General features: G+C 69.6%; 19 protein-coding genes. 10 read left to right on the top strand and 9 right to left on the bottom strand.

Annotated elements, in window-relative coordinates:
* Window positions 1–10: 10 nt before the first annotated feature.
* Together DC434_RS03210 and DC434_RS03205 are read right to left on the bottom strand one after the other, a co-directional pair.
* The gene (locus DC434_RS03210) at window positions 11–493 is read right to left on the bottom strand and encodes a hypothetical protein (protein WP_116633803.1); all 483 of its coding nucleotides are present in this window, start codon (window positions 491–493) and stop codon (window positions 11–13) included.
* Window positions 494–525: 32 nt separating this feature from the next.
* A complete protein-coding gene (locus DC434_RS03205; RefSeq protein ID WP_116633802.1) occupies window positions 526–1,911 on the bottom strand; it encodes a glycine--tRNA ligase in 1,386 nt (461 codons plus the stop codon).
* Between the two features lie 106 nt (window positions 1,912–2,017).
* Between DC434_RS03205 and DC434_RS03200 the strand changes: the two genes are divergently transcribed.
* Complete coding sequence (locus tag DC434_RS03200) at window positions 2,018–3,487, top strand: peptide MFS transporter (RefSeq protein WP_116633801.1); 1,470 nt, start codon at window positions 2,018–2,020, stop codon at window positions 3,485–3,487.
* A 9-nt stretch (window positions 3,488–3,496) separates the two neighbouring features.
* On the opposite strand, the gene DC434_RS03195 is transcribed toward DC434_RS03200, so the two are convergent.
* Both DC434_RS03195 and DC434_RS03190 read right to left on the bottom strand, forming a co-directional pair.
* Complete coding sequence (locus DC434_RS03195; RefSeq protein WP_116633800.1) at window positions 3,497–4,186, bottom strand: GNAT family N-acetyltransferase; 690 nt, start codon at window positions 4,184–4,186, stop codon at window positions 3,497–3,499.
* A 48-nt stretch (window positions 4,187–4,234) separates the two neighbouring features.
* Complete coding sequence (locus DC434_RS03190) at window positions 4,235–5,560, bottom strand: alpha-hydroxy-acid oxidizing protein (RefSeq protein WP_116633799.1); 1,326 nt, start codon at window positions 5,558–5,560, stop codon at window positions 4,235–4,237.
* 62 nt (window positions 5,561–5,622) lie between these two features.
* Here DC434_RS03190 and DC434_RS03185 point away from each other — a divergent pair, with 62 nt between their 5' ends.
* The gene (locus DC434_RS03185) at window positions 5,623–7,062 is read left to right on the top strand and encodes an MFS transporter (RefSeq protein ID WP_116633798.1); all 1,440 of its coding nucleotides are present in this window, start codon (window positions 5,623–5,625) and stop codon (window positions 7,060–7,062) included.
* A gap of 24 nt (window positions 7,063–7,086) precedes the next feature.
* On the opposite strand, the gene DC434_RS03180 is transcribed toward DC434_RS03185, so the two are convergent.
* The 3 genes from DC434_RS03180 to DC434_RS03170 all read right to left on the bottom strand — a co-directional run bounded on the left by DC434_RS03180 (window position 7,087) and on the right by DC434_RS03170 (window position 10,680).
* The gene (locus tag DC434_RS03180) at window positions 7,087–8,028 is read right to left on the bottom strand and encodes a serine hydrolase (protein WP_116633797.1); all 942 of its coding nucleotides are present in this window, start codon (window positions 8,026–8,028) and stop codon (window positions 7,087–7,089) included.
* A 113-nt stretch (window positions 8,029–8,141) separates the two neighbouring features.
* Window positions 8,142–10,106, bottom strand: coding sequence for a M13-type metalloendopeptidase (locus DC434_RS03175; protein WP_116633796.1), 1,965 nt, complete (start codon window positions 10,104–10,106; stop codon window positions 8,142–8,144).
* Window positions 10,107–10,131: 25 nt separating this feature from the next.
* The gene (locus tag DC434_RS03170; RefSeq protein WP_243408779.1) at window positions 10,132–10,680 is read right to left on the bottom strand and encodes a DUF1992 domain-containing protein; all 549 of its coding nucleotides are present in this window, start codon (window positions 10,678–10,680) and stop codon (window positions 10,132–10,134) included.
* A gap of 49 nt (window positions 10,681–10,729) precedes the next feature.
* Here DC434_RS03170 and DC434_RS03165 point away from each other — a divergent pair, with 49 nt between their 5' ends.
* Both DC434_RS03165 and DC434_RS03160 read left to right on the top strand, forming a co-directional pair.
* A complete protein-coding gene (locus DC434_RS03165) occupies window positions 10,730–12,055 on the top strand; it encodes an MATE family efflux transporter (protein WP_116633794.1) in 1,326 nt (441 codons plus the stop codon).
* A gap of 116 nt (window positions 12,056–12,171) precedes the next feature.
* Window positions 12,172–12,450, top strand: coding sequence for a hypothetical protein (locus DC434_RS03160; RefSeq protein ID WP_116634023.1), 279 nt, complete (start codon window positions 12,172–12,174; stop codon window positions 12,448–12,450).
* A gap of 30 nt (window positions 12,451–12,480) precedes the next feature.
* Here the strand turns inward: DC434_RS03160 and DC434_RS03155 are convergent, their stop codons facing one another.
* The gene (locus DC434_RS03155) at window positions 12,481–12,948 is read right to left on the bottom strand and encodes a VOC family protein (RefSeq protein WP_116634022.1); all 468 of its coding nucleotides are present in this window, start codon (window positions 12,946–12,948) and stop codon (window positions 12,481–12,483) included.
* A 70-nt stretch (window positions 12,949–13,018) separates the two neighbouring features.
* A complete protein-coding gene (locus DC434_RS03150; protein WP_116633793.1) occupies window positions 13,019–13,669 on the bottom strand; it encodes a TrmH family RNA methyltransferase in 651 nt (216 codons plus the stop codon).
* Between the two features lie 125 nt (window positions 13,670–13,794).
* On the opposite strand from DC434_RS03150, the gene DC434_RS03145 reads away from it, so the two are divergent.
* Genes DC434_RS03145 through DC434_RS20065 form a run of 6 tightly spaced genes read left to right on the top strand, consistent with a single transcriptional unit; the run spans window position 13,795 to window position 17,689 of the window.
* A complete protein-coding gene (locus DC434_RS03145; protein WP_116634021.1) occupies window positions 13,795–15,069 on the top strand; it encodes an Nramp family divalent metal transporter in 1,275 nt (424 codons plus the stop codon).
* 52 nt (window positions 15,070–15,121) lie between these two features.
* Window positions 15,122–15,421 (top strand): hypothetical protein, encoded by a 300-nt coding sequence (locus DC434_RS03140; RefSeq protein ID WP_116633792.1) that lies wholly within the window; start codon window positions 15,122–15,124, stop codon window positions 15,419–15,421.
* Between the two features lie 22 nt (window positions 15,422–15,443).
* A complete protein-coding gene (locus DC434_RS03135; RefSeq protein ID WP_116633791.1) occupies window positions 15,444–16,076 on the top strand; it encodes a metal-dependent transcriptional regulator in 633 nt (210 codons plus the stop codon).
* 51 nt (window positions 16,077–16,127) lie between these two features.
* Window positions 16,128–16,940: an HAD-IIA family hydrolase gene (locus DC434_RS03130; RefSeq protein WP_116633790.1), complete on the top strand. Its 813-nt coding sequence runs from the start codon at window positions 16,128–16,130 to the stop codon at window positions 16,938–16,940.
* Window positions 16,941–16,943: 3 nt separating this feature from the next.
* Complete coding sequence (locus tag DC434_RS03125; protein WP_116633789.1) at window positions 16,944–17,525, top strand: YdeI/OmpD-associated family protein; 582 nt, start codon at window positions 16,944–16,946, stop codon at window positions 17,523–17,525.
* Window positions 17,522–17,689, top strand: coding sequence for a hypothetical protein (locus tag DC434_RS20065; protein ID WP_165807979.1), 168 nt, complete (start codon window positions 17,522–17,524; stop codon window positions 17,687–17,689). Before DC434_RS03125 ends, DC434_RS20065 begins: the two co-directional genes overlap by 4 nt.
* The last annotated feature ends 9 nt before the right edge of the window (window positions 17,690–17,698 follow it).

Genomic DNA, 17,698 nt, shown 5'->3' with positions numbered 1-17,698 from the left:
CGGCATCCGCTCAGCGCAGCACTTCGACCAGCGCGACCCACGACACCACGATCGCGGACACGATCGCCAGCAGGCATCCGGCCGCGGTGAGATAGAGGCCCGCCGGATGCCCGATCAGGACGAGCACGCCGGCGACGAGGTAGGCGAGGAGCGGGAGGAAGCCCACGATGTACTTGAGCGGTCGCGCCCGGTCGGCCGGGTCGGGGTCGGTCGCGATGAGCCGTGTCGCGTGCACCTGGAAGATCGCCGCCAAGAGCGTCGCGAAGACGGTCACCACTCCGAACCAGATGCGGTCGATCCCGGGCACGAGGCTGATCGCCGACACCGCGAGGGCGAGCACGAGCGCCGCGATCCCGGCCAGCAGACGCGCCGTGAGCGTGCGCGACTTGATGATCTCGCCGATATTCACGCTGGATGCGACGATCACGAGGCCGACCAGAGCGGCGGTGGCTCCGGCCATGGCCACGTTGAACTCGCTCCACTCCTCGATCATGCCGTCAGCATAGCGGCGGTGAGGCCGGGCGCTCAGGCGCCCTTGAGACGCTCCGCGAGGTAGGCGTGCAGGCCGTCGATCGCGACGCGCTCCTGCGCCATCGTGTCGCGGTCGCGCACGGTGACAGCACGGTCGTCGAGCGAGTCGAAGTCGACCGTGACGCAGAACGGGGTGCCGATCTCGTCCTGGCGACGGTAGCGCCGGCCGATCGCGCCGGCGTCGTCGAAGTCGACCGCCCAGGAGCTCCGGAGCGTGTCGGCGACCTCGCGGGCGAGGGGCGAAAGCCGCTCGTTGCGCGACAGCGGCAGCACTGCGGCCTTGACCGGGGCGAGACGCGGGTCGAGCTTCAGCACCGTGCGCACGTCGGAGCCGCCCTTGGCGTTCGGGACCTCCTCCTCGCGATACGCGTCGACGAGGAACGCCATCATGGCGCGGGTGAGACCGAACGACGGCTCGATCACGTAGGGGGTGTAGCGCTCGCCCGTGGCCTGGTCGAAGTACGTCAGGCTCTGGCCGGATGCCTCGCTGTGGCTCGACAGGTCGTAGTCGGTGCGGTTGGCGACGCCCATGAGCTCGCCCCACTCCTTGCCCGCGAAGCCGAACTTGTACTCGACGTCGATGGTGCCGGCGGAGTAGTGCGCGCGATCGTCTTCCGGCACGTCGAACTGACGCATGTTCTCGGGGTCGATGCCGAGATCGATGAACCAGTTCCAGCACGCCTCCACCCAGTGCTCGAACCACTGCGGCGCCTCGGCGGGCGGCGTGAAGAACTCGATCTCCATCTGCTCGAACTCGCGGGTGCGGAAGATGAAGTTGCCCGGGGTGATCTCGTTGCGGAACGCCTTGCCGACCTGGCCGATGCCGAACGGCGGCTTCTTGCGGCTCGCGGTGAGCACGTTCGAGAAGTTCACGAAGATGCCCTGCGCCGTCTCGGGGCGCAGGTAGTAGAGGCCCGACTCGTCGTCGACGACGCCGAGGTACGTCTTCACCAGGCCGGAGAACGCCTTCGGCTCGGTGTACTGGCCCTTGGTGCCGCAGTTGGGGCAGGGGATGTCGGCGAGGCCGTTCTCGGCCTTGCGGCCCTTGCGCGCCTCGAAGTCCTCGATGAGGTTGTCGGCGCGGAAGCGCTTGTGGCACTGCAGGCACTCGACCAGCGGGTCGGTGAAGGTCGCGACGTGACCCGATGCCTCCCACACGCGCTTGGGGAGGATGATCGAGGAGTCGAGGCCGACCATGTCGCCGCGGCCGCGCACGAACGTCTGCCACCACTGCCGACGGATGTTCTCCTTGAGCTCGGTGCCGAGGGGGCCGTAATCCCATGCCGAACGCGAACCGCCGTAGATCTCACCGGCCTGGAACACGAACCCGCGGTGGCGGGCGAGGGCGATGACCTTGTCGAGGCGGGACTGTTCGGCCATGGTGGCTCCAATGGTCGGAAGCGGGAGAACCCGTGAGCACGGGCACCCCCATTCTATCCGTCGCGAAACGGGGTCCCTGAGCCTGCCGAAAGGGTACCGTCGTGGCATGAGCACTGCGCAGCCGACCGGTCGGACCCGCGACGATGACACCCGATTCTTCGGACAGCCGTGGTCGCTGGTCCACATCTTCGGCGTGGAGATGTGGGAGCGATTCAGCTTCTACGGCATGCAGGGGATCCTGCTCATCTACCTGTACTACTCGGCCACCCAGGGCGGGCTCGGGATCCCCGAGGCGGTGGCGGGCGGCATCGTCGGCGCCTACGGCGGATCCGTCTACCTCGCCACCATCCTCGGCGCCTGGCTCGCGGACCGACTGTTCGGGTCGGAGCGCGTCCTGTTCGTCAGCGCCATCGTGATCGTCGCGGGGCACATCGCGCTGGCCCTCATCCCCGGCGTGCTCGGCGTGGGCGTCGGTCTCGTCCTGGTCGCGCTCGGATCGGGTGGCCTCAAGGCGAACGCCACCTCGGTCGTCGGAACGCTCTACGCGCCGGACGACACCCGGCGCGACGCCGGCTTCTCGCTCTTCTACCTCGGGATCAACCTCGGCGGCTTCCTCGGCCCCATCCTGACCGGCATCCTGCAGTCGACCCTGGGCTTCCACTGGGGCTTCGGTCTGGCGGCTGTCGGAATGACCCTCGGCCTGGTGCAGTACTCGTTCGGCCGCCGATCCCTGCCTGCAGCCGCACGCGTGGTGCCGAACCCGCTGCCCTCGTCGCGCTACCGTCTGGTCGTCGTGATCGCGGTCACCGCCGTCGTGCTCATCGCGGTGCTCGTGCTGCTCGGAGTCATCCGCGCCGACAACTTCGCCCCCATCGTCATCGGCGTCACGGTCGTCGCAGCGATCGCCTACTTCACGGTGATCCTGCGCAGTCCCCGCATCGACGCGACCGAGCGGTCGCGCGTGTGGGGCTTCCTGCCGCTGTTCATCACCAGCGTCGCGTTCTGGTCGCTGTATCAGCAGCAGTTCACGGTGCTGACGATCTACTCCGACAAGCGCCTGGACCGCTCGCTCTTCGGCTGGGAGATGCCGGTCTCGTGGGTGCAGTCGATCAACCCGGTCTTCATCATCATCCTGTCCGGTGTCTTCGCCGCCCTCTGGACGAAACTCGGCAGACGCCAGCCCTCCACCCCGGTGAAGTTCGGACTCGCCGCGATCATCATGGGATCCGCGTTCCTGCTGTTCCTTCCGTTCGCAGGCGGAGGGGAGAACACCACGCCGGTGCTGGCGATCGTGGGCATCCTGTTCGTGTTCACCGTCGCCGAGCTGCTGCTGTCGCCCGTCGGGCTGTCGGCGAGCACGAAGCTCGCCCCGGCCGTGTTCCAGACGCAGATGGTGGCGCTGTTCTTCCTGTCGGTCGCGCTGGGCACCGCGATCTCGGGGCAGCTCGTGGCCTTCTACGACCCCGAGAACGAGGTGCCGTTCTTCTCGAACCTCGGTGCCATCGCGATCGTCGTCGGGATCGGACTGCTGCTCTCGGTCAAGCCCGTGCTGAAGCTCATGCGCGGGGTGCGGTGACGGCCGGCGTCACTCCGTGAAGAGGTAGCCCCGCTCGACGTCGAACCCGGCGACCCGGAGGCCGCGTCCGAGGAGCTCCTCCATCTCGCCCCGCAGGCGCATGCGCCACTCGTGGGCGGCGTCGGGGTCGGAGACACGTAGCGACTCGATGTCGGCGGGGATCTCGAGGGTCTGGACGACCGTGTCGGATGCCGGGGGCTTCGCGATGTCGGCGAGAGCCCACTCGACGTCGAGCCGGTCGCTCTCGTCGCCCGCGTCTCCGCCGCCGAAGATGCCGTAGCGGTTCACCGAGTACCCGGTGGCCCTGGCGCCCAGCACCGAGAAGAAGAAGTGCGCGTTGCGCGCCACGAGCGGGTCGAACGTCCAGGTGATGCGGCCGACGTCGCGCGAGAAGGCCCACTGGCGCTGGTGCTCCTTGAGCTCGCGGCCCCACCCGCGGCCGCGGTACTCGGGCAGCAGCGCGGTGATGTGCGAGTGCATCGCACGGCGCGCCGGCTCTCCGAAGAACGCGATCGACGCGCCGACCATGCGCTCGTCGTCGCCCTCGCCGTCGAAGAAGCCGACGACGTAGTTGCCCGATTGCTGCAGGGCGCGCAGAGTGCCGGCATCCACGACGCGCTGCGGACCCCTGATGGAGTCGAGCAGACCCTGCGCGTCGAGGATGAGTTCAACGGTGTCGAGATCGCGGATGGTTCGCACGAACCCAGTCTGCCCCTCCTCGGCCGGTTCGAGGAATCGGCATCCGGATCAGACGGCGCGCAGGGCATCCCGATCCAGCTGCGACACCGACGTCAGGCCCGCCAGTCCGACGGTGATGTCGAGCTCGGCGAGCACGTTGCGGATCACCTCGCGCACCCCCGCCTCCCCCGCGATGCCGAGACCGTACGCGTAGGGACGCCCGAGCGCCACGACGGTGGCGCCCAGAGCGAGGGCGATCGCGGCATCCGCTCCTCCTCGCACGCCGGAGTCGAACACGATCGGCACCCGGCCGGCCACGCGGTCGGCGATCTCGGGCAGCACGGCGAGCGTGGGCACGGACTGGTCGATCTGGCGGCCGCCGTGGTTGGAGATCCAGATCCCGTCCATCCCGGCGTCCAGGGAGCTCTGCGCATCGTCGGGGTGCACGATCCCCTTGAGGATGATCGGCAGGGTCGTCCACTCCCGAGCCTTGGCGAGGTCGCCCCAGGTCAGCGCCGGGGTGGAGAACACGTCGAGGAACGTCTCGACCGCGGCCCTCGGCAGGGGTGAGCGCAGGTTGTCGCGCAGCGAGCCGCCTCCTGTGAGAGGCGCGCCCTTCCTCGCGATCGTCAGTGCCGCCCGGACGGCCTGGGGCGTGACCTTCACGGCCGCGGCATCCGTCTTCGGAGCGCTCACCCGTGCGCGCACGAGCTGCTGGAAGACCGGATCGCTCATGTACTGCGCGATGCCCATGCCCCGAGTGAACGGCAGATACGCCAGATCGAGATCCCGCGTCCGCCAGCCCAGCAGATGAGTGTCGAGCGTGACGACGATCGCCTCGCAGCCGGACGCCTCGGCGCGGGCGAGCAGCGAGCGGTTCAGGTCGTCCGACGCCGACCAGTAGAGCTGGAACAGGCGGGACCCCTGCGGCGCGGCATCCGCCACCTGCTCCATCGGGAACGACGCCTGGTTCGAGAGCGTGTACGGCACGCCGACGGATGCCGCGGCTCTGGCCACCGCGAGGTCGGCATCCGCGTGCGCCATCTCCATCACCCCGAGCGGAGCGAGCAGCAGCGGAGTCGGACGGCGCACGCCGAGGAAGTCGACGCCGAGGTCGCGCGCGGAGACATCGCGCAGCGGACGCGGCCAGACCTGCCAGCGTCCGAACGCCGCGCGGTTGGCCGCCACGGTTCGCTCGGCGCCCGCACCTCCGGCGATGTAGGCGAACGCCTCGGCGCTCAGCGCCTTGCGGGCGGCGGCCTTCAACCCCGCGGAGTCGATCGGCACCGCGGGCTTCGTCCCGCTGATGCCGGCGCGGTAGATGTCGGACTGGGTGCGCCGGGAGATGCCGCGACTGGCGGCCGGATCGTCCGGAGCGACGCTGCTCGTGGCCATGTCCACATGTTAGTCAGAGTCGTTCGACCCTCGGGGGTCGGGAGCGCCGATAGCCTTGGTCGGTGGGTGCGAACGAGGACAAGGCCAGGAGACGTCTCTCGAGAACCCCGCCGAAATGGGCGATCGTCGCCGTCCTCGCCTTCGCGGGGCTGTGCTCGTCGTTCATGTTCACGCTGGTGGTGCCGCTGCAGGCGGAGCTCCCGCAGCTCCTGAACGCCTCACGCGAGGACACCACCTGGGTCGTCACGATCACACTGCTCGTGGCCGCCGTCGCCACCCCGATCTCCGGACGCCTGGGCGACATGTACGGCAAGCGCCGCGTCGTGATCGTGTTGCTGGCGCTCCTCGTCGCCGGTTCCCTCATCGCCGCACTCTCCGGATCGATCGTGGGCGTCATCATCGGCCGCGCCCTGCAGGGTGCCGTCACGGGTGTCGTCCCGCTCGGCATCGCGATCATGCGCGACGTCCTGCCACCCGAACGCCTGGGAACCGCTGTCGCCCTGATGAGCGCCACCATGGGCGTGGGCGGAGCGATCGGACTCCCGGTCGCCGCTCTTCTCGCCGAGCACGCCGACTGGCACATGCTCTTCTGGCTCGCCGCCGCGCTCGGAGCCGTCGGCCTCGCGCTCGTGCTGCTCGTCGTGCCGGAAGACGTCCTGCGCTCCCCCGGCCGCCTCGACGTGATCGGCGCGATCGGGCTCGCGATCGGGCTCACCGGCATCCTGCTCTTCGTGTCCCGAGGTGCGGAGTGGGGCTGGACGGCGCCCCTCACGCTCACGAGCATCATCGGCGGCGTCATCGTGCTGCTCGTCTGGGGCTGGTACCAGCTGCGCACGAAAGACCCGCTGCTCGACCTGCGCGTCGCCGCGCGTCCCGCCGTGCTCTTCACGAACATCGCCGCGATCGGCATGGGCTTCGCCCTGTTCGGATCCAACATCACGTTCCCGCAGCTGCTCGAGATGCCCGTCGCGAGCTCGGGGTTCGGCCTCGACATGGTCGGCGCCGCGCTCGTCGTCATGCCGGCCGGACTGGTGATGATGGTCATCTCACCGCTGTCCGGACGGCTCGAGCGCACCGTCGGCCCACGCCCGCTCTTCACGATCGGCGCTGCCGCGATCGTGCTCGCCTATCTGTTCGTGCTGCTGTGGTCGAGCGAGGTGTGGCACATCCTCGCCGCGAACGTCCTCATCGGCGTGGGCATCGGTTTCACCTTCGCGGCCATGCCGATGATCATCATGCGCTCCGTCCCGGCGAACGAGACCGGAGCATCCAACGGCCTGAACGCCCTGTTCCGCTCGGTCGGCACGTCCAGCGCCTCCGCCGTCATGGGCGGGATCCTCGCGGCGATGAGCACCGACGCCGACGGCGTGGCGATGCCGACGCGCGCCGCGTTCGACGTGTGCTTCTGGCTGGCGATCGCCGCGGGCATCGTCGCCGTCGTGCTGTCGCTGTTCATCCCCCGCCAGCGCAGCGCCGAGCAGCATCCGTCGCTGCCGGGCTGACGCTTCGGCCGAGAGCGACGGCTCTCAGTGCGTGTACTCCATGAGCTCCACACCGAGCACGCGGAACGCGTCGTGCGCGCGCAGACGGTGGGTGATCGAGAGGTCGTCGAAGCAGACGATGAGCGAGTAGGCGATGCCGGCGCGGGGCCCGGCGAGCACGCCGGCCTCGGCACGCACGCCGCGATCGCGGCCCGTCTTGTTGATGAAGAGCAGCCCGTGGGCGTCGTGATCGTGCGAGAACGGATCGAGACCCGTGGATGCCGCCACCAGGCTCAGATCCTGATTGAGGCTGAGCCACTCCGACACCTGGGCGCTGACCGCGGCGTCGACGACCTGCGAGTTCACGAGCGCCGAGAAGAGGCCGGCGAGCTCGCGGGCCGATCCCACCGCGACCTGCGGTGCGTCGTCGGGACCGCGCTGGTCGCGGAAGCGGTCGAGCAGTGCTGTGCGACGCAGCCCGAGCGACTCGATGCGCTCGCGCACTCGATCGTGCCCGACCCGCTGCAGCAGAGCGTTCACCGCGATCGGGTCACCGGCGGTGGCAGCCAGCACCGCGAGATCTTCGAGCGGCAGCGCGGGGGCGTGCAGGTTCCGCCACAGCCCCGAGGTCTCCACCGCCTCCACGACCGTGCGGTCGACGATCTCCAGGGGATCCAGCGTGCCGTTCTCGAAACCCGCCGCCACCTCGATCAGCAGCGGCACGACGCCGAGCCCCGCGACCGGCATCGTGACGTGGTCATCGCCCGAGAGCACGTGCACGTGGCTGTCGAGGTCGACGACGTGCACGGAGACCTGCGCACCGGCGTCCGCCAGCTCCTCCAGCGACCGCAGGGTCGAGGTGAACGACCGGCGTCCGACGGCGGCTCGTCGCGGGAGGCGTCTGCTGGCGCGCTGCGACCGACGTCCGCCGGCAGAGGCCGGGGCCTGCGAGTTGCGGAACCCTTCGAAAGGCTCGGGAGCGCCCACGCGTGATCCTTAGGGGGGATGGGGATTGCGGGATACCGAGAGGATGCGCTCCCCAGCGGCAGGGATATCGTAACCCCGCCGCCGGGGAGATCGTCACAGACTGCGGTGATCGGTCACCAGATGGTCACCCGGGACTCCTGCGGCAGCCACAGCGCATCGTCCTCGCTCACGTCGAACGCGGCGTAGAAGGCGTCGATGTTGCGCACGATCTGGTTGCAGCGGAACTCGTTCGGCGAGTGCGGGTCGATCGTGAGGAGCCGCAGGGTCTCGGCGTCGCGGCTCTTCTGCTGCCAGACCTGGGCCCAGGAGAGCAGCAGGCGCTGGACTCCCGTGTAGCCGTCGATGACAGGATCCGCGGCGCCGGCGAGCGACAGCTCGTAGGCCTTCAGCGCGATGCCCAGGCCGCCGAGGTCGCCGATGTTCTCGCCGATCGTCAGGGCGCCGTTGACGTGATGCTCCGCATCCAGCCCTTCGGGGACGAGCTCGTCGTACTGCGCGATGAGTGCCTTGGTGCGCTCCTCGAAGGCGGCGCGATCGGCGTCGGTCCACCAGTCCTGGAGCCGGCCGTCTCCGTCGTAGCGGCTGCCCTGATCGTCGAATCCGTGGCCGATCTCGTGGCCGATGACCGCGCCGATGCCGCCGTAGTTCGCGGCGGCGTCTCGTGCGGCGTCGAAGAACGGGTACTGCAGGATCGCCGCGGGGAACACGATCTCGTTCATCGACGGGTTGTAGTAGGCGTTCACCATCTGCGGCGGCATGTGCCACTCGTCGCGGTCGATCGGCTTGCCGACCTTGTCGACGTGGCGGTCGTGCTCGACGATCGCGGCACGGCGGATGTTGCCGAACAGGTCGGCCCGGTCGATCGTGAGGCTCGAGTAATCGCGCCACACGGTCGGGTGGCCGATCTTGGGGGTGAAGGAGTCGAGCTTGGCCAGCGCGCGCTCGCGCGTCTCGGCCGTCATCCACTCGAGGTCCGTGATGCTCCGGCGGTACGCCTCGATGAGGTTCGCGACGAGCTCGTCCATCGCCGCCTTCGCCGTCGGCGGGTAGTGGCGCTCGACGTAGACCTTGCCGATCGCCTCGCTCAGTGCGCCCTCGGTCACCGAGACGCCGCGCTTCCAGCGCTCGCGGATCGTCGGGACGCCGGTGAGCTCGGTCCCGTAGAACGAGAAGTTCTCCTGCACGAAGTCGTCGGTCAGGTACGGCGCCGCCGCGTGCACGACCTGCGCGCGCAGCCAGGCCTTCCAGTCGTCGAGGCGCTCGGCGGTGAGAAGCGCGCCGAGGCCCTCGAGGAAGCTCGGCTGCGAGACGACGGCCTCGTCGAAAGCACGCGGGTTCGACGGGGCGACCGCTTCGCGCCAGGGGGCGAGGTCCACGCCGGCGAGCTCCTGGATCTCGGTCCAGTTCTTCAGGTTGTAGGTCGCGACCGCGTCGCGGCTCTTCACGTTGTCCCAGTGGTGGCCGGCCAGCTCGGTCTCGAGCGTGATCGCCCGGTCGGCCTGGGCGGCGGCATCCGCGATTCCGGCGAGCGCGAGCAGACGCTCGAGGTGCGCGCGGTACTTGGCCCTCGTCTCCTCGAACGTGTCGAGCCGGAAATAGCTCTCGTCGGGCAGCGAGAGGCCCGACTGCACGATGACCGGCACGTAGCGCTCCGGGTCGCCCGGGTCGCCGTCGACGTAGAACCCGATCAGGTGCGCGCGGCCGTCGCGGTCATAGGCGCCGACGGTGCGCAGGAACGACGGGATGCTGTCGATCGCGTCGATCTCGGCCAGGGTGTCGGCGAGCGGAGCCGTGCCGGCCGCTTCGATGCGCGCGGTGTCCATGAAGCTCGCGAACAGGTCGCCGATCTTGCGGGCGAGGGTGCCGTCCTCGGCATCCTGCGACTCCTCGATGATCGTCCTGACGTCTTTCTCGGCCTGCTCCGCGAGCAGGTGGAACGAGCCCCAGCGCGCCTTGTCGCCCGGGATCTCGGTGCGAGCGAGCCAGGCGCCGTTCACGTGGCGGTACAGGTCGTCCTGCGGGCGGATGTCGGAGCTGAACTCATCAAGGGCGAGGCCCACGGGAAGAACGTCAGTCATGCGAACAGCCTATGACGCGCCTCCGTCATTCGGTCTTGTGGATCCCCCAGCGACGGCGGCGACGCTCCGGCTCGGGAGCGGATGCCGCGGGCCGGGCCGCACGGCGCTCGCGCCAGGCTGCCACGGAGGCCTCGACGTCCCTGGTCGCGGTGACCACCGGGGGCCCGCCCTGGAGCTGACGACGCGCCTCGATCACGCGCCGGTTGAAGTCGTCCAGCACATCGCGCACGTCGGACTCCCGTCCGAGGAGGTCGAGCTGATCGTCGAGCTCGCGGTCCTCGTTGCGCAGCAGGATCGCGGGCGGGCCGAGCCCGGTGAGGTTCTCGGTCTCGATCTTGCGGCGGATCCACCAGTCCGGATCGTGGTGCGTGCCCAGACCCTCCAGCGGCTTGCCCGCACCGGGCAGGTCGTCGAACTCGCCACGCCGGATCGCCACCTGGATCGCTGTCTCGATGAAGGCCGCCCGATCGACGGCGGCCGCGACGCCCGGGGCGATGCCCTCCTCGTCGTCGCCCGTCGACCCCTGCTGCTGCCGCGCCCGATATCGCGCAGCGCTCTCCCGTGGATCCGTCATGATGCACCTCCGCAGCATCCGAGTTCCCTCCCCACCCTAAGCTCGGAAGATGACCGCGCGCCGCTCCCTCAATCGAGAGATCCTGCGGCTCGCCGTTCCCGCGCTGGGCGCTCTGATCGCGGAGCCCGCCTTCCTCATCGTCGACGCGGCCCTGGTCGGGCATCTGGGCACCACGCCGCTCGCCGGGCTCGGCATCGCCGGGGCCGTGCTGCAGACGATCGTCGGTCTGATGGTCTTCCTCGCGTACTCGACCACCCCGGCGGTCGCTCGTCGCTTCGGCGCCGGCCGACCCGGCGAAGCCGTGACCGTGGGAGTGAACGGGATGTGGCTGGCTCTCGCGCTGGGCGCGGCGCTCGCTGTCGTCGGCACCGTCGCATCGCCGTGGCTCGTCTCGCTGTTCGGTGCGGGGGAAGCCGTCGCCGAACAGGCGAACGCCTACCTCGTCATCTCGATGTGGGGGCTGCCGGCGATGCTGATCGTGTTCGCCGCGACCGGCCTGCTGCGCGGGATGCAGGACACGGTGACGCCGCTGTGGATCGCCGGCCTCGGATTCGGCGCCAACGCGCTGCTCAACTGGCTCTTCATCTACGGGTTCGGGTGGGGCATCGCCGGATCCGCCGCGGGCACCGTCGCCGCGCAGTGGGGCATGGTCGCCGCGTACGTGCTGGTCGTGCGCCGGCTCGCCACCCGGCACAGCGCTTCGCTCCGTGCACAGCGGGCGGGCATGCGCAGCACCGCCGCCTCCGGCGGCTGGCTGTTCCTGCGCACCGTGAGCCTGCGCGTCGCCCTCCTCGTGACGGTCGCCGTCGCCACGGGCATCGGGACCGAGGAGCTCGCAGGCTGGCAGATCGTCTTCACCATCTTCTCCGCCGCGGCCTTCGCGCTCGATGCGCTGGCGATCGCCGCGCAGGCCCTGATCGGCAAGGAGCTCGGAGCCGGCGACGAGAAGCAGGTGCACCGAGTGCTCGGCCGCACCGTGGCCTGGGGTGCGTGGTTCGGTCTCGCGGTCGGTGCGCTGATCGCCGCGAGCTCGGGGGTGCTCGGCCTCGTCTTCACCGGCGACCCGGAGATCGCGGCGCTCGTGCAGCCGGCGCTGATCCTGCTGGCCGCCGCGCAACCCGTCGCCGGCATCGTGTTCGTGCTCGACGGGGTGCTGATGGGGGCGAACGACGCGCGGTACCTCGCGATCGCCGGTGCCCTGAACCTCGTGCCGTTCCTGCCCGTGCTGTGGATCATCGCCGCGGTCGGCGTCGACGGCAGCACCGGCCTCGTCTGGCTCGCGCTCGCGTTCTTCGGCGTCTATCTGCTGGCACGTCTGGCGACGCTGGGCTGGCGCGTGCGGTCAGGACGCTGGCTCGCCGCCGCCGCCGTCTAGTCCTCCACAGCACCAGAGAAGGACGAGTTCTTCAGAGTCTGCGGGGTCAGCGATATACAACGTTCCGATGCGTGGAATCCTCGATGAGAGCAAGTCACACTGGGGGGATGCTGGGGATGAACGAACCACAGATCTGGACACTGATCGGCGTCTTCGCCGCAGGGATGTTCGGGACGATCACACTGATCTCGACGATCTTCCTGCGAATGATGCAGAACGGATTCGACGGGTTGCGCACGGAGTTCCGGAGCGAGTTCACCTCCGTGCGCACGGAGTTCCGGAGCGGATTCGACGGCGTGCGCTCGGAGGTCAAGGCCGTGCATGGCCGAATCGATCACCTTGATCGCGACGTCAACGCGATCTATCGGCACCTCTTCGGCATCGATCGCAGCTGAGCGACCTCACGCCTGGGCGCCGTGTCTCGATCAGGCGATCTCGAGCTCCGCGATCACGATCTTCTTCATGTGCATGAGCGCCTGGATCTGCTCCGGGCGCTGCTGCAGCAGATCGAGGCCGGCGGGGACCACCTGCCAGCTGACGCCGAACCTGTCCTTGCACCACCCGCACGCCTCCGCCTCCGGAACCGCGGAGAGCGCCTGCCAGTAGTGGTCGATCTCGGCCTGGTCGGCGCACTCGATCACGAACGACACGGCCTCGTTGAACGTGAACGCCGGTCCCCCGTCGATGCAGCCGAACCGCGTGCCGTTCAGCGTGAACTCGCCGTTGATGACCTTGCCGCCCATGCCCTCGAAGTGCTCGCTGAGGTTCTCATCCGGGTAGAGCGTCACCTGGTCGATCGACGAGTTCGGGAACACGGAGACGTAGTACTCCATCGCCTCCTGAGCGGAGTCGTGGAACCAGAGATAGGGACGGATGGGCGTAGGGCCTGCCATGTCGACCTCCTCGATCGGCACTCACGCTACGCCCCCGGGCACCGCCTGTCGAGGGGGTTCCTCGGCACGATCAGCCGGCGTATCTGCGGCACCACTCGTACATGATCACGGCTGCCGCCGCGCTGGCGTTGATCGAGCGGGTCGAGCCGTACTGCGTGATCTCGATGTGGGCGGATGCCGCGGCGAGAGCCTCCGCCGACAGCCCAGGACCCTCCTGACCGAACAGCAGCACGCAGGTCTGCGGAAGGTCGGCGCGATCCACGGGCACCGCGCCGTCGACGTTGTCGACCGCGATGATCGGGATGCCCTCGGCGGCCGCCCACGCCGCGAACGTCTCGACGTCCTCGTGATGCACGACGTGCTGGTAGCGGTCCGTCACCATCGCGCCGCGCTTGTTCCAGCGGCGGCGCCCGATGATGTGCACGGTGTCGGCGAGGAACGCATTGGCGCTGCGCACGATCGAGCCGATGTTCATGTCGTGCTGCCAGTTCTCGATCGCGACGTGGAACGGATGCCGCTGGGTGTCGAGATCCGCGACGATCGCCTCCATGCGCCAGTAGCGGTAGCGGTCGATGACGTTGCGGGTGTCCCCCGCCGCCAGGAGCTCCGGGTCGTAGCGGTCGCCGTCGGGCCAGGCATCCTCACCACCCGGCCACGGGCCGACGCCGTACCCGGGCTGCGCCACCGAACCGGTGTGCCCGTCGGGCGTCTGCTCATCCATCACGCCAGGCTATCCGGCGGCACAGATGTCGGCCGACACGTGAACCCAGGCAGGCACCGTCCCCACTTTTAGGCACACCGAAAACACGCTATGGTTTCGGTGTGCCTAAAAATTCTCCGTCGGTGCTGACGCCGTCGCCCCGTACCGCTCCCCGCTCCACCGCGCCGCGCAGCCTGTGGCTCCTCGGACCCGCTCTCGTCGCGGGTGTCGCCTATCTCGACCCCGGCAACGTCGCGAGCAACATGACGGCGGGAGCCCAGTACGGCTACCTGCTGGTGTGGGTCGTGCTCGCCGGGAACGTGATGGCCTGGCTGATCCAGTACCTCTCGGCGAAGCTCGGTGTTGTCACGGGCCAGAGCCTGCCCGAGGTGCTGGGCTCCCGGCTGCGGCGGCCATGGGCACGTCGCGCGTACTGGCTGCAGGCCGAGCTGGTCGCGATGGCGACCGATCTCGCCGAGGTCATCGGCGGCGCGGTCGCCCTGTACCTGCTGTTCGACATCCCGCTGCTGCTCGGCGGCCTCATCACCGGAGCGGTGTCGATGATCCTGCTGGCGGTGCAGAGCCGTCGCGGCGCACGCCCGTTCGAGTTCGTCATCATCGGCCTCATGGTCATCATCACCGTGGGCTTCGTGGCGGGCGTGTTCGTGGCTCCGCCGGACCCCGCTGGCGTCGTCGGCGGCCTCGTGCCCCGATTCGAGGGGACAGGATCGGTGCTGCTCGCGGCATCCATCCTGGGTGCGACGATCATGCCGCACGCCATCTACGCGCACTCCTCGCTCGCCCGCGACCGTTTCGGCGCCACGACCGCCCACGCGGGCGACGAAGCGGTGCGCACCGAGACCTCGCGCATCCGCCGTCTCCTCACCGCGACCCGCTGGGACGTCTCGATCGCGATGGTCATCGCGGGCTCGGTGAACCTCGGCATCCTGCTGCTGGCCGCGGCGAACCTCGCCGGCGTCGAGGGCACCGATTCGCTGGAGGGCGCGCACGCGGCCCTCGCCGCCGGTCTCGGTCCCGTCGTCGCCACGTTCTTCGCCGTCGGCCTGCTCGCCTCCGGCCTGGCGTCGACCTCGGTCGGCGCCTACGCGGGCGCCGAGATCATGCACGGCCTGCTGCACGTGCGCGTCCCTCTGCTCGCGCGCCGCCTGGTGACCCTGATTCCGGCGCTCGTGATCCTCGGGATCGGCGTGGACCCGACCCTCGCCCTGGTCCTCAGCCAGGTCGTGCTGTCGTTCGGCATCCCGTTCGCGCTCATCCCCCTGGTGGCGCTCACCGCGCAGCGCCGCACCCTCGGCGCCTGGACCAACCGGGTGTGGACGACGGCAGCCGGGATCGTGGCATCCGTGCTGCTGATCGCGCTCAACGGGGCGCTGCTCTGGCTGGTGCTCACCGGCGCCTGAGACCGGAGGCAGCGGGACGAGAGGGGTCTGAGGCGCGGATAGGCTCGATGTCATGTCCGCCGACACCGCCCGCCGCAACGTCCGCCTCCTCAGCTGGAGCGGACTCGCCGCCGGCGTGATCGGCGCCCTGCTGATCGCATTCCCGCAGGTGCTGCCGGTCGGCGGGCCGTGGGTGCAGCTCGCGCTCGGCATCGCGACGCTCGTGCTGTCGTTCCGCGCGCGCCGGATCGGCATCGCCCAGGTCTCCGACTACGACGGACGCCTGTCGCTGGCGGCGGCGCTCCTCGGGTTCCTCGTCATCTTCTTCGCGGGGCAGGTCGCCTGGGGCGTGCTGGTCGCGGTCGCGAACTGACCCCTGATTTAGACTGACTCCCGTGGCTTCCCCCGCAGCAGACGACTACCTGAAGACCGTCTACGCCCACACCGAATGGCAGGACGCCCCGATCACCCCGTCGGTCCTCGCGGGGAAGCTCGGCATCGCCCCCTCCTCGGTCACCGAGATGGTGAAGAAGCTCGCGGCCGCAGGTCTCGTCTCGCACGTCCCGTACGGCGCCGTGCGGCTGACGGATGCCGGAACGCAGCGCGCCCTCGCGATGGTGCGCCGCCACCGCCTGATCGAGACGTGGCTCGTGCGCGAGTTCGACTACGGCTGGGACGAGGTGCACGACGAGGCCGAGGTGCTCGAGCACACCATCAGCGACCGGCTGCTCGAGGGCATCGACGAACGTCTGGGCCGCCCGCGGTTCGACCCGCACGGCGACGCGATCCCCGATGCCTCCGGAGCGGTCGAGCGCGAGCCCTTCGTCCTGCTGGCGGATGCGGAGATCGGGCACGTCGGCCGCGTGCTCCGGGTGGACGACCGCGATCCGGACCTGCTGCGCGCACTGGAGGGTGCGGGCGTCGAGATCGGCGCCACCCTCGACGTGACCGTCGCCGGCGTGCGCCTGGACGGCGCGGACACCGCGCTTCCGGACGGCAGCGCCGACGTGGTCTGGCTCTCGGCCTAGAACGCCGACATCAGACCTCCGGCGGTCACCCCCTCCCTCTAGGCTGGGCACATGGCCCAACGAGACGACATCGAATGCTGGCTCACCGACATGGACGGCGTGCTCGTCCATGAGAACGACGCCATCCCCGGAGCCTCCGAGCTGCTCGCCGGCTGGGAGAGCGCCGGCATCCCGTACCTGGTGCTCACGAACAACTCGATCTTCACCGCCCGCGACCTCTCCGCCCGCCTCCGCACGAGCGGACTGCATGTGCCGGAGGAACGGATCTGGACCTCGGCCCTCGCGACCGCGTCGTTCCTGCAGCAGCAGCTCCCCGGCGGCTCGGCGTTCGTGATCGGCGAGGCCGGCATCCTCACCGCCCTGCACGACGCCGGCTTCATCATGACCGAGACGAACCCCGACTTCGTCGTCGTCGGCGAGACGCGCAACTACTCGTTCGAGGCCATCACGAAGGCCATCCGTCTCATCATCGGCGGCGCGCGCTTCATCGTGACGAACCCGGATGCCACGGGCCCGAGCGCCGACGGCCCGCTACCCGCGACGGGTGCGATCGCCGCCCTCATCACGAAGGCCACCGGCAAGGAGCCGTACGTCGTCGGCAAGCCGAACCCGATGATGTTCCGCTCCGCTCTGAACAAGATCGGCGCGCACTCGAAGCGCACCGGCATGATCGGCGACCGCATGGACACCGACGTGGTCGCCGGCATCGAGGCGGGCCTGCACACCGTGCTGGTGCTCACCGGCATCAGCGACCAGGCCGAGATCGAGAAGTATCCGTTCCGCCCCGACGAGATCGTGCAGTCGGTCGCCGACCTGCTGCCGCGGATCACCGACACGATCACGACGGTCAAGACCAAGAAGTGACCCGTGGGCGCGCTTGACGAGGGCGAACGGATCCGCGCGGCGGATGCCGCCGCGTGGCGCGCCTGGCTCGAGGAGAACCACGAACGCGCGGCCGGCGTCTGGCTCCTGAGCGTGCGTGGCACGGACTCCGGCGGCGTCGGCTACGAGGATGCCGTGCGGCAGGCGCTCTGCTTCGGATGGATCGACGGCCCGGTGCGCGTCTTCGACGAGGGAGGCGACGACCGCGCCAACGGGCAGTGGTTCTCGCCGCGCCGCCCCGGCAGCGGATGGGCGGCGACCAACAAGGCGCGCATCGCCCTGCTCGAAGCGGAGGGGCTGCTCGCGCCGGCCGGCATCCGCGTCCTGGAGGTCGCGAAGGCGAACGGGTCCTGGACGGTGCTCGACGGGCCGGAGGCCGGGATCGAGCCCGACGAGTTCGCGGCAGCGCTCGACGCCGTGCCCGCGGCGCGCGAGAACTGGGACGCGTTCCCGAAGTCGGTCAAGAAGTTCGGCCTCACGCACATCGCGATGGCGAAGCGGCCCGAGACGCGGTCCGCCCGGATCGCGAAGATCGTGGCGGATGCCGCGGAGGGGAAGCGTCCATGAACCAGAGCGACGTGCTGTTCCTCGTCGTCTTCCTGATCCTGCTCAGCTCGCTGACGGTGATCATCGTGCAGTTCGTGCGCTCCCGTCGCCGCGGCGGGTCGGACGAGGGCGGGGGCGGCAACTGGTGGGAAGGCCCCTGGGACGAGGACGACCGGAAGCGCTGACCGCAGCGC

Source organism: Microbacterium sp. TPD7012, assembly GCF_003075395.1.
Lineage (GTDB): Bacteria > Actinomycetota > Actinomycetes > Actinomycetales > Microbacteriaceae > Microbacterium.
This window is presented reverse-complemented; position numbering and strand designations above follow the sequence as displayed.

Coding starts and splice junctions, on each gene's coding strand:
- DC434_RS03210 (WP_116633803.1), bottom strand. CDS start 493: ATGATCGAGGAGTGGAGCGAGTTCAACGTGGCCATGGCCGGAGCCACC.
- DC434_RS03205 (WP_116633802.1), bottom strand. CDS start 1,911: ATGGCCGAACAGTCCCGCCTCGACAAGGTCATCGCCCTCGCCCGCCAC.
- DC434_RS03200 (WP_116633801.1), top strand. CDS start 2,018: ATGAGCACTGCGCAGCCGACCGGTCGGACCCGCGACGATGACACCCGA.
- DC434_RS03190 (WP_116633799.1), bottom strand. CDS start 5,560: ATGGCCACGAGCAGCGTCGCTCCGGACGATCCGGCCGCCAGTCGCGGC.
- DC434_RS03175 (WP_116633796.1), bottom strand. CDS start 10,106: ATGACTGACGTTCTTCCCGTGGGCCTCGCCCTTGATGAGTTCAGCTCC.
- DC434_RS03170 (WP_243408779.1), bottom strand. CDS start 10,680: ATGACGGATCCACGGGAGAGCGCTGCGCGATATCGGGCGCGGCAGCAG.
- DC434_RS03165 (WP_116633794.1), top strand. CDS start 10,730: ATGACCGCGCGCCGCTCCCTCAATCGAGAGATCCTGCGGCTCGCCGTT.
- DC434_RS03160 (WP_116634023.1), top strand. CDS start 12,172: ATGAACGAACCACAGATCTGGACACTGATCGGCGTCTTCGCCGCAGGG.
- DC434_RS03155 (WP_116634022.1), bottom strand. CDS start 12,948: ATGGCAGGCCCTACGCCCATCCGTCCCTATCTCTGGTTCCACGACTCC.
- DC434_RS03150 (WP_116633793.1), bottom strand. CDS start 13,669: ATGGATGAGCAGACGCCCGACGGGCACACCGGTTCGGTGGCGCAGCCC.
- DC434_RS03140 (WP_116633792.1), top strand. CDS start 15,122: ATGTCCGCCGACACCGCCCGCCGCAACGTCCGCCTCCTCAGCTGGAGC.
- DC434_RS03130 (WP_116633790.1), top strand. CDS start 16,128: ATGGCCCAACGAGACGACATCGAATGCTGGCTCACCGACATGGACGGC.
- DC434_RS20065 (WP_165807979.1), top strand. CDS start 17,522: ATGAACCAGAGCGACGTGCTGTTCCTCGTCGTCTTCCTGATCCTGCTC.